Annotated in this window: 8 protein-coding genes and 1 riboswitch; of the genes, 3 read left to right on the top strand and 5 right to left on the bottom strand. The window is 43.2% G+C overall.

All coding sequences use genetic code 11. The annotated features are described in order from the left end of the window. The first annotated feature begins 588 nt into the window (after positions 1-588). Positions 589-1041 (top strand): RNA-binding protein, encoded by a 453-nt coding sequence (locus tag KI743_RS13710; protein WP_032553404.1) that lies wholly within the window; start codon positions 589-591, stop codon positions 1039-1041. Here KI743_RS13710 and murI read toward each other — a convergent pair. Genes murI through btuB form a run of 3 tightly spaced genes read right to left on the bottom strand, consistent with a single transcriptional unit; the run spans position 1004 to position 4423 of the window. Further along, entirely contained in the window at positions 1004-1804 is an 801-nt protein-coding gene (murI, locus tag KI743_RS13705) for a glutamate racemase (protein WP_285466840.1), read from the bottom strand. The two genes, KI743_RS13710 and murI, sit on opposite strands and share 38 nt — an antisense overlap. A 59-nt stretch (positions 1805-1863) precedes the next feature. After that, on the bottom strand, positions 1864-2535 hold the full coding sequence (locus tag KI743_RS13700) for an adenine nucleotide alpha hydrolase (protein ID WP_285466838.1): 672 nt from the start codon (positions 2533-2535) through the stop codon (positions 1864-1866). Between the two features lie 49 nt (positions 2536-2584). Then, positions 2585-4423 carry a TonB-dependent vitamin B12 receptor gene (gene btuB / locus KI743_RS13695; protein ID WP_285466836.1) on the bottom strand — a complete coding sequence of 613 codons (1839 nt, stop codon included), beginning with the start codon at positions 4421-4423 and terminating at the stop codon, positions 2585-2587. Positions 4424-4462: 39 nt separating this feature from the next. Continuing rightward, positions 4463-4668, bottom strand: a riboswitch (cobalamin riboswitch). A 154-nt stretch (positions 4669-4822) separates the two neighbouring features. On the opposite strand from btuB, the gene trmA reads away from it, so the two are divergent. Continuing rightward, positions 4823-5935 carry a tRNA (uridine(54)-C5)-methyltransferase TrmA gene (gene trmA, locus KI743_RS13690; RefSeq protein ID WP_285466834.1) on the top strand — a complete coding sequence of 371 codons (1113 nt, stop codon included), beginning with the start codon at positions 4823-4825 and terminating at the stop codon, positions 5933-5935. A 97-nt stretch (positions 5936-6032) separates the two neighbouring features. Here the strand turns inward: trmA and KI743_RS13685 are convergent, their stop codons facing one another. Further along, a complete protein-coding gene (locus KI743_RS13685; RefSeq protein WP_032553398.1) occupies positions 6033-6404 on the bottom strand; it encodes a YijD family membrane protein in 372 nt (123 codons plus the stop codon). Further along, positions 6404-7045 carry an HTH-type transcriptional repressor FabR gene (gene fabR, locus KI743_RS13680; protein WP_032553397.1) on the bottom strand — a complete coding sequence of 214 codons (642 nt, stop codon included), beginning with the start codon at positions 7043-7045 and terminating at the stop codon, positions 6404-6406. Before fabR ends, KI743_RS13685 begins: the two co-directional genes overlap by 1 nt. 327 nt (positions 7046-7372) lie before the next feature. On the opposite strand from fabR, the gene sthA reads away from it, so the two are divergent. Beyond that, entirely contained in the window at positions 7373-8773 is a 1401-nt protein-coding gene (sthA, locus tag KI743_RS13675; RefSeq protein ID WP_032553396.1) for a Si-specific NAD(P)(+) transhydrogenase, read from the top strand. Positions 8774-8805: the final 32 nt, after the last annotated feature.

The raw sequence follows: 8805 nt of genomic DNA, 5'->3' as shown, positions 1-8805 counted from the left end.
GCCAGCGTTCAATCTGAGCCATGATCAAACTCTTCAATTTAAGATTTTGTCGACTCAATGAATACTGATTACATTACATAGTAATGTTGAATTGACTGTGCCGAATCTTACGATTCGAATTGGTCACTCAGTTCATTGAAATCAAGTTGAAACCGAAGTTTCTATTTTGATATTCATCAACGAGTGCCCACACAGATTGATAGGTTCTAATTTTTAAAGAGCTTCTAGCGTTTTGTGATTTATATCTCAATCGCTAGGGGTGCGTACTATACTCGCACCGTTTTGAGAGTCAAGGGTTATTTTCAAACTCTTTTTTCTCTACCGATTTCAGTGTGTGACTTTCGTCTCACTCCGTGTCGGTGAGGCGGCATTATAGAGAGATTCGAATGGAGCGCAAGGGCTTTTTTAAATAAAAATTTCGTTCGACTAAAAAGCCATCAAAAGCGCTTATTTTGAATAAAAACTAAACATTTGAGACGCATCACAGCAATACATTGGAAAAATACAAACCATGAACGTAAGATTCATGTGTCTATTTTGTTAATAGTAGATGCGTCTATTTCGTTTATTAATATGTAGTAATCCGATATGAATTCAAAAAAATCGATGTTGTTAATTGTCGCACTGGCTGTATTAGGCGGCATTGTGTTTTCACAGGTTGATATATCGCCTGCAATTACTTTCGTTCTCGGTGTCTTGGCTTCAGCTTTTATTCTTAACCTTTCAGGCTCAGACACAAAATCAGATTCAGAACCTAAAGCTTCAACTCAAACCCTATACGTGGGTAACCTTCCATACAAAGCCAACGAATCACATGTTCGCGAACTTTTCTCTGAACACGGTGAAGTATTTGCCGTAAGACTAATGAAAGATAAGCGCACTGGTAAAAGAAGAGGATTTGGTTTCGTGGTGATGGCTAGCAACGATGTCAATAACGCCATTGCTAGCTTAAATGATAAAGACTATATGCAGCGTACATTGAAGGTACGTATCGCAAATGACCCTAAGCACCCTGAAGCGGACGGATCTGAACAGGCATAAAACCCATTTCTTTTAATGTTCTATTGAGTGCACTTTCTTTTCTTAGAGGTGCACTACAATATACCTCTCTTATTCCCACCACTTTATCTTCACTTTCGACTGCTAATAGGCTTTGGACACGTTTGGCGATTGCATTGCCTGAGTCCACTAGCATGACATCCGCTCCCATTACGCTCTGGATCTCTTCTTTTATTAATGGGAAATGCGTACACCCTAATACAGCGACATCTACAAGATTCATCATTGGACTGAGAATTTGAGCTAACTCTTCGAGGTTAACGAGCTCCCCACGTAATTTCTCTTCTGCCATATCCACCAGCTTTGTCGAACCCAATAGTTCAACGTGCTTATCACTAGAAAAGCTTTTGATCAGATCATGAGTATATTGACGAGTAATCGTTGCAGGCGTGGCAATCAGACCAACCGCTTTGTTTGCCATAAGAGATGCAGGCTTGATCGCCGGAACGACACCAACAATTGGAATCGTATTAATAGCACGCAAGGTTGGAAGAACGATGGTGCTTGCGGTATTACATGCAATCACCACGATATCGATAGAGTGGCTTCGAATAAAACTAGCGACAATCTGCTCAACTCGATCTATCAGTACCTGCTGTTCCAATTCACCATAGGGATAGGCTTCATTATCGAAAGCATAGATATAGTTATGGTTCGGTAGTAGTTTGTTTATCTCTTTATAGACAGATAAGCCTCCGACTCCCGAATCAAATACCAGTATGTTTTTTTGTTGCTCGCCCAACACTGCATCTACCTATAAGAAAGTTCGCAGCAATCATACCCCTTCACTTATTATTCGCCAACTTAGTCACGGCTTATGTTAGCCAAGTAACGTTGATGAACGAAACGTTCTCCTCTATCGACTTCAAGCAACGAAACCTTTATTGCCCCATCAAATGACGGTGCTTTAGTTACTAATGTGTGGAACTCTCCATCCTCTCCGCAAGGGTCAACACCGTTGGGCAGGTTCTCTACCAACGATTTTGTATAAACTTGCCCACAATACTCGGCTGACAAAGCATCAGTATCGATAGTCACTAAGAAGGTTTCGATGCCTCTCTCTATTATCTCATCGGCCAGTTTACTGCTCTCTTCTCCAAGCAGTGGGAATACACACTCCCAGCCAGCAGGTTCAATATAGCTTCGACGATAGTCAGCAATGCCATTACAGAACATGTCGCCAAATGCGACCGCATCAATGGCTAAACTCGATTGCTTCAGTGCATTGACAATGGTTCTCTGATAAATCTCGTTTGATGGGAACACTTCCGGCAGCTCAATCATGATGATAGGCAAACCGAGCAGTTCCGCCTGCATTGCGACAACTTCTCTTGGGGTTGCTTGAAAAGGGACCTCGTCGCCGACATAAGTTGTGTATAGGCCAACTACTTCATAGTCCGGACTCTCCAGTAGGCGTTCGAGAGTTAACGTAGAGTCTTTACCAGAAGACCAACTGATGATGACTTTCTTTTTCATATTGGATATCTATCGATAAGAAAAAACCGCCCGAAGGCGGTTTAGGTAATTAGAATTGGTATGCCAAGTTAAGGTAATACGCTCTTTCAGCTGCTGGGTAACCTAGAGCAGTTTCATACTCTTCATTGAATAAGTTATCTACACGAGCACTGATTGTTGTATTCTCATTTGCATAATAGCTAACGGCTGTATCAATCAATGAGTAAGACGGTAGAGTTACATCACTGTAAGGCCATGTTCCATAATTAACATCAGGTCGTTTTCCAACATATTGATAGCTTATCGACCAATCAACAACATCGAAGGCTACAAGCGCATTCCACTTGTATAACTCTTTTGCTCTACGTTGTAATTGTTTACCATCATCACCCTCGGCATCTTTATAATCCGCACTCAATTGGTGTTGAATTATACCTGTGTCAAACTCAGCAGTAAGTTCGATACCTTGAATGTGAGTCTCGCCATCAACGTTAATATACTTGTAAGTTGTTGGATGATAGTCAATTAGGTTCGTTATCTTGTAATCATATCCCGTCAATGTCCAATATACGTCCTTCACTACCCCATAGAAACCTAGCTCAATCGCATCAGATTCTTCAGGCTTAAGATCTTGAGTTCCGTATGAAGGGTCATACTGTTGGTAAAGGTTCGGCGCTTTAAACGCGGTACCATAAGATGTTTTAATACCAAACTCAGGAATAAACTGATAACCAGCACCTAGGTTGTAGGTAGTCTCAGTTCCAAACTCTTCATTATCATCAACCCTAGCACTAGCTTCTAGAGTTGCTGACTCTAAAGTTACTGAAGACAAGCCAAATAAAGCTAAGTTAGAACGGTCGAAAGTTTTGTTCGCATTCTTATCAACGTAAGATTCATCACGCCAATCTGCGCCACCAGCAAGAACCACATTTTTGTTTAGTTGATAACTGTTAATCCATTGAACATTAGTTTGTTCAAGTTCATCTTGGGTGCCTGACGTTTTGCTTTTTCCATACTCGTAATTCCATGAGTCTTGGCTTTGAACAGTAGCTTGCACTTCTGAACGCAGCTTAGTTCCTTGGTAAGCACCACCAATAGATACTGATAAGTCGTCCTTTTCAGACTCCATGTAACTACGTGTTCCACTGAATGTGTTGTCATACTGATAGATGTTTTCGTAAGCGCGAACATTTCCAAAAACGCTGAACTGCTCATTTAAGTCGTGGGTATAACCGATCAAGCCATTTAATGTTTCAAAACCATGTCGGTCACCATCATTAACACCAAGAACAGGTTTAACGTTGTATCCTTCATCACTTTCATGGCTAATTGCTAGATTTAGCTGGCCATTTTCAGATGTTGCAACACCTGATGCTAAACTCAACTCTTGGTAATCTAAGCTACCCAAGCCCGCACTCAACGTTGTTGATTCTTCCGTAGCACGTGCAATAGTAATGATGTTAATTACACCACCGATTGCTTCCGAACCATATAGAGACGCTCGAGCACCTCGAACATACTCGATACGTTGAACGTAACTTAAAGGAATTTGGTTGAAGTCAACCGCCCCTTTTGCTGCTCTAGCAAATCGAACCCCATCGACTAAAACCAGCACCTGATCAGAGCTTGTACCACGAACAAATATAGAAGCTAGCTGACCTCTACCGCCATTTTGCGTTATTTGAATCCCAGTCAGTCGACGTAGTACATCAGGAATTGTTTTAGCTTGTGTTCTCTGAAAATCTTGACGAGTTACCACTTCGACATCGGCTAGCGTTGAAGCTGCAGACTGCTCAAAACGGTTCGCCGTCACCACCATGGTTTCATCGGCAGAGGCTTCTTGGGCGTGTAAATTGGAGATAGGTGAAAGCAGCGACGCTACAGCTATCGCTAAAAGGGACTTGTTCATATTATGATCCTAAATCGCGTAAATTCCTACCAAGCCAAATATTGTGACTTAGCTGCTGGCAGGTATTCGGACTCAAGAGCTCAACCTAGTGGTTACCTAATATTCGACTTCCCACATAATCCTATATGCAGTGTCTTGGTGAATACTCGTTCTCTTTTACCGCTGCGCGTCAGTTCTGGATTTACACCAGATTCCCTTTTCAGCCATCTATACATCTAAATGGCACCAGCTTGTGAAGGATACTATTGTCCTATGGATAATTTGTCTAGTCTAAGATAGTTATAAGCTATAGTTTTCATTGCCAATTTACAGGTAATGGCTCTCAACACTGGACAAGAGGCTGTGATTGAATAAAATCTGCGCTCTTGATTTGAACGCACCACAGCAAAAGGCATAACAATGGCGACTTTAGATGTAAACCCGCAACGCTACCAAGAACAACTGGCAGAAAAGACCGAGCGTCTGACTGAGATGTTCTCACAATACAATGTGCCTGATTTAGAAGTGTATGAGTCACCAGAACAGCACTACCGCATGCGTGCAGAATTCCGCGTGTGGCATGAGGGTGATGACATGTACTATGTGATGTTCAATCAAGAAACCAAAGAGAAATACCGCGTTGATCAGTTTCCAGCAGCAAGCCGTCTTATCAATGACCTAATGCCACTACTAATGGAAGCAATGAAGGGTAACCCGTCCCTGCGTCACAAACTGTTCCAAGTCGACTTCCTTTCAACCCTAAGTGGTGAAGTACTTGTATCGCTTCTATACCACCGTCAACTTGATGAAGAGTGGATTGAAAACGCAAAAGCACTTAAGCAGCAACTTAATGACGAAGGTTTCAACCTAAACCTAATTGGCCGTGCACGTAAGATGAAGATTGTGCTAGACCAAGACTACGTAATTGAAAAGCTTAACGTGAATGGCGACAGCTACATTTACCAACAAGTAGAGAATAGCTTCACACAGCCTAACGGTAAGATTGCGGAAAAAATGCTGGAGTGGGCGGTAGACTGTACTCAAGAAAGTAAAGGTGACCTGCTTGAGCTGTACTGTGGTAACGGCAACTTCTCTTTAGCGCTGGCACAAAACTTCGAACGAGTACTCGCAACTGAGCTGGCTAAGCCATCGGTAGACTCTGCGCAATACAATATTGCAGCAAACAACATCGACAACGTTCAGATAATTCGTATGTCGGCTGAGGATTTTACTGAAGCAATGGAAGGTAAGCGCGAGTTCCGTCGTCTAAAACAAGCTAATGTCGACCTAAAGAGCTACAACTGCAACACGATCTTTGTTGATCCTCCGCGATCAGGTATGGATGTTGATACGTGTAAAATGGTACAAGGCTATGAACGCATCATGTACATCTCTTGTAACCCAGACACATTAAAAGAGAACTTAGACATTCTGAGCGAAACTCACAACATCACGCGTTTTGCCCTGTTCGATCAGTTCCCATACACCCACCACATGGAAGCTGGTGTGTTCTTAGAGCGCAAAGCTAAATAGAAACAATAGATACAAAAGAACCGACCTTAACGATCGGTTCTTCAAATCAAAAAAAACGAGCCACGCGGCTCGTTTTTTATTGTCTATTCAGTTGAAGTTACGCTGACTTAGACATAAATCCTAGTTTCTTACCTACCCATGCGAGTAGCAGCATTGCCACGATGATAGCAAAGAAGTTAGAGCCAGCTTCTGGGTGTTGTGCTTTCACAAATGCCGAGTGGCCAAATGCACCAACGAAGAAACACGCTAGGCCAACTAGTGGGATATCTTCAGATACTGGGTTTGCTAGGTACTCTTGGTACAGAGCTTGAACAGCCAGTACTAGCGCAATAAGAGGGAAAATAGAGAAACCAACTTCGCTCATCGTTACCCAAGATAACAATGCGTCACCACAGACACCCGCAACAAGAGCCAGTACCAGTGTTTTTCTTTCTGAACCGCGGTTCACAGTATTCTTTTCATTCGACATTATTCAATCCCGCCTTTTAGTCGGTTACGTTCACGTTCTTTGCGATACCAATAAGCCCCTTTGGCTATCATTCGCAATTGCATAATCAACCGCTCAGCAAGTTCATCTCGCTCACGGCTATTTAAATCCAAAGCTTCTGCGCCGGAACTAAATACCAAGGTGACTGATGCTTCTGCTTGGGTAAAAGCCTCTTCACGAGTCATCCCCGTACCTATTAGATATTCCGTCATTTCCGCAACAAAGTGCTGCATTTCTCTTGCGACGGCTGTTCGAAACTCAAATGAGGTTCCTGAACGTTCGCGCAATAACAGTCTGAATACGTTTGGGCTGCTTTCGATGAACTCCATAAAGGTTTCAACCGAGGTGCGGATAACACTGCCTTCTTTTACGATTCGTTGCCTTGCTTGACGCATCAACTGACGCAGTAACAAGCCACCTTCATCAACCATGGTCAAACCGAGTTCATCCATGTCTTTGAAGTGACGATAGAAAGAAGTTGGGGCAATGCCGGCTTCGCGAGCAACCTCTCTTAAGCTCAGGTTTGAAAAACTACGGTCAGCACTCAACTGACTGAACGCAGCATCGATTAAGCTTCGACGAGTTTTTTCTTTTTGCTGTGCGCGAATTCCCATTGGTTTCATACTTTATCAATTTCTTCTTTTACAGCCTAAACAGGCATGCCTAATACTCAGGTAAATATAACGCGAATCACTCTATTTTATAAGGAATTCTCGCTTTATATGACATCAGACACCCCTCTTTGTTCACGTACCGAAGTAAATACGTTCGAGAACAAAATTTCAATCGCGGAGCTGTAATTTGGAGACATACAACATACCAAATATGACTTTTTCTTTAACACTGCGTGATCAGCTCGACTCTCTGATGCCCTTTTCATGTACCAAATAACGGAATCAGTTAAAATCTCGCTAAAGCAATGTTAAACAAATATAACAAGGAAGATTTCTATGTCGCATTCGAACCACTTTGATGTGATCGTGATTGGTAGTGGCCCCGGCGGTGAAGGGGCAGCGATGGGATTAACCAAAGCCGGGTTGAATGTAGCCATCATTGAAAAAGAAAGTAGCGTAGGCGGCGGATGTACTCACTGGGGTACCATCCCATCGAAGGCACTACGACACGCGGTTAGTCGTATTATCGAATTCAATAACAACCCACTCTTTTGCCAAAACAATAAAAGCCTCCACGCCACCTTCTCCGACATTCTTGGTCACGCTAAATCTGTAATCGACAAGCAAACGCGACTTCGCCAAGGTTTCTACGATCGCAATCAATGTACATTAGTCTTTGGTACTGCGCGCTTCATTGATAGCAACACGGTTTCTGTAATGCAAAGTGACGGTACAGAAGAGCTCTACTCCGCAGATAAGTTTGTTATTGCGACAGGCTCAAGACCTTACCAACCTGAAAACGTCGACTTCCTACATGAGCGTATTTACGACAGCGACTCAATCCTGTCACTAAAACACGACCCGCAACACATCATCATTTACGGTGCTGGTGTTATAGGTTGTGAGTACGCATCTATCTTCCGCGGATTGGGAGTAAAGACAGACCTTATCAATACTCGAGACCGACTATTGTCATTCCTAGACAATGAAACGTCTGATGCGCTCTCTTATCACTTCTGGAATAGCGGTGTCGTAATTCGCAACGATGAAACGTTTGAGCGAATTGAGGGTACAGACGATGGAGTCATCATCCACTTAGAATCAGGCAAGAAGATGCGTGCTGACTGTCTGCTTTATGCAAATGGCCGAACGGGTAATACCGACAAACTCAACCTTGGAGCGGTTGGCTTGGAAGCGGACTCACGTGGCCAAGTTTCGGTCAACGCCAACTACCAAACCAGTGTCAGCCACGTATATGCGGTGGGTGATGTGATTGGCTACCCTAGCCTAGCGAGTGCCGCATACGACCAAGGTCGATTTGTAGCGCAAGCAATTGTCAAAGGCGAAGCAGAAAGCCACCTGATTGAAGATATCCCAACCGGCATCTACACCATTCCAGAGATCAGCTCTGTTGGTAAAACCGAGCAAGAGCTTACTGCAGCCAAAGTACCTTACGAAGTGGGACGCTCTTCATTCAAACACCTAGCCCGTGCACAAATTGCAGGTAAAGACATCGGTAGCTTAAAGATTCTATTCCATCGTGAAACTAAGGAAATATTGGGCATCCATGTGTTTGGTGAGCGTGCTGCAGAAATCATTCACATCGGCCAAGCGATTATGGAGCAGAAAGGCGAAGCGAATACCATCGAGTATTTCGTGAATACGACCTTCAACTATCCGACCATGGCAGAAGCTTATCGTGTTGCAGCGCTTAACGGTTTGAATCGTTTATTCTAAGTAGGCTGTACCGCCTTAGGAGCATTTGACCA

This window comes from Vibrio sp. D420a, assembly GCF_030248625.1.
GTDB classification, from domain to species: domain Bacteria; phylum Pseudomonadota; class Gammaproteobacteria; order Enterobacterales; family Vibrionaceae; genus Vibrio; species Vibrio fortis_A.
This window is presented reverse-complemented; position numbering and strand designations above follow the sequence as displayed.

Coding starts and splice junctions, on each gene's coding strand:
- fabR (WP_032553397.1), bottom strand. CDS start 7,045: ATGAAACCAATGGGAATTCGCGCACAGCAAAAAGAAAAAACTCGTCGA.
- KI743_RS13700 (WP_285466838.1), bottom strand. CDS start 2,535: ATGAAAAAGAAAGTCATCATCAGTTGGTCTTCTGGTAAAGACTCTACG.
- KI743_RS13685 (WP_032553398.1), bottom strand. CDS start 6,404: ATGTCGAATGAAAAGAATACTGTGAACCGCGGTTCAGAAAGAAAAACA.
- trmA (WP_285466834.1), top strand. CDS start 4,823: ATGGCGACTTTAGATGTAAACCCGCAACGCTACCAAGAACAACTGGCA.
- btuB (WP_285466836.1), bottom strand. CDS start 4,423: ATGAACAAGTCCCTTTTAGCGATAGCTGTAGCGTCGCTGCTTTCACCT.
- KI743_RS13710 (WP_032553404.1), top strand. CDS start 589: ATGAATTCAAAAAAATCGATGTTGTTAATTGTCGCACTGGCTGTATTA.
- sthA (WP_032553396.1), top strand. CDS start 7,373: ATGTCGCATTCGAACCACTTTGATGTGATCGTGATTGGTAGTGGCCCC.